Origin of the sequence: Actinomadura rugatobispora (assembly GCF_042656285.1) — a bacterium.
Taxonomy (GTDB): Bacteria; Actinomycetota; Actinomycetes; order Streptosporangiales; family Streptosporangiaceae; genus Spirillospora; species Spirillospora rugatobispora.
In genome coordinates, this window is record NZ_JBHSON010000302.1 from 1 (window position 1) to 603 (window position 603).

Annotated in this window: 2 protein-coding genes; both read right to left on the minus strand. The window is 73.3% G+C overall.

The window, feature by feature from the left end; translation table 11 throughout:
- A partial coding sequence (locus tag ACFPZN_RS56505; protein ID WP_378293741.1) for an FAD binding domain-containing protein occupies window positions 1-391 on the minus strand: 391 nt, incomplete at its 3' end.
- Window positions 388-603 (minus strand): hypothetical protein (locus tag ACFPZN_RS56510; protein WP_378293743.1); only part of this gene is annotated, 216 nt, incomplete at its 5' end. The genes ACFPZN_RS56505 and ACFPZN_RS56510, both read right to left, overlap by 4 nt.

Genomic DNA, 603 nt, shown 5'->3' on the forward strand with positions numbered 1-603 from the left:
CCAGCGCGACGGCGGGGTACTCGGCGGCGGCGTCGGCGTGCGCGATCGAGCCGCCCAGGGTGCCGCGGTTGCGGATCTGGAAATGCCCGATCAGCGGCGTGGCCCGCGCCAGCAACGGCACCCACGCCGCCACCTCCGCCGACCGCTGGATCGTCGCCTGCGTGGTGCCCGCGCCGATCCACACCCCGCCATCGCGTTGCTCGATGCCGCGCAACTCCTCCATGCGGCGCAAATCGACCAGGTGATCCAGCACGGCCAGCCGCAGGGCGAGCATGGGGACCAGGCTCTGGCCGCCGGCGATGGCCTTGGCGTCCTCGCCCAGCTCCGCCAGCAACCCCACCGCCTCCCCCACGCTCGCGGGGGCGTGGTACTCGAAAGCGGCCGGTTTCATTTGGCCTCCGCCCCGGTGCCGTGGCGGACGATCTCCACGATCGACTCCGGGGTGATCGGCAGCCGGGTGATCTCCGCGCCGAAGGGGGACAGCGCGTCGGCGACCGCGTTGATCACCGCCGGCGGCGCCCCGATCGCACCGCCCTCACCCGCGCCCTTGTACCCGCCCGGACCCGGCGAGTCGGTCTCGATGTGCCCGTACTCGATATCGGG